Here is a 232-nt window from a genome sequence, read left to right on the forward strand (position 1 = left end):
TTTTCAAATTACTAAAATAAATGGTGCCGACTAACCGAGTCGAACGGTTGACCTACTGATTACAAGTCAGTTGCTCTACCAGCTGAGCTAAGTCGGCACACTAAAGCGTGTGCTAAGGCACGTTCAATTTTAAAGATTGAGAACTTAAAGTAAATGGTGCCTCGACCCGGAATCGAACCAGGGACACGAGGATTTTCAATCCTCTGCTCTACCAACTGAGCTATCGAGGCAC

The 232-nt window shown here is 44.8% G+C and carries 2 tRNA genes; both read right to left on the minus strand.

Annotated elements, in window-relative coordinates:
- Positions 1-21: 21 nt before the first annotated feature.
- Positions 22-97, minus strand: a tRNA-Thr gene (locus AN391_RS20160).
- Between the two features lie 57 nt (positions 98-154).
- A tRNA-Phe gene (locus AN391_RS20165) sits at positions 155-230 on the minus strand.
- Positions 231-232 lie beyond the last annotated feature (2 nt).

Source organism: Pseudoalteromonas sp. P1-13-1a (genome assembly GCF_001401875.1).
In the GTDB taxonomy this organism is placed as follows: Bacteria; Pseudomonadota; Gammaproteobacteria; order Enterobacterales; family Alteromonadaceae; genus Pseudoalteromonas.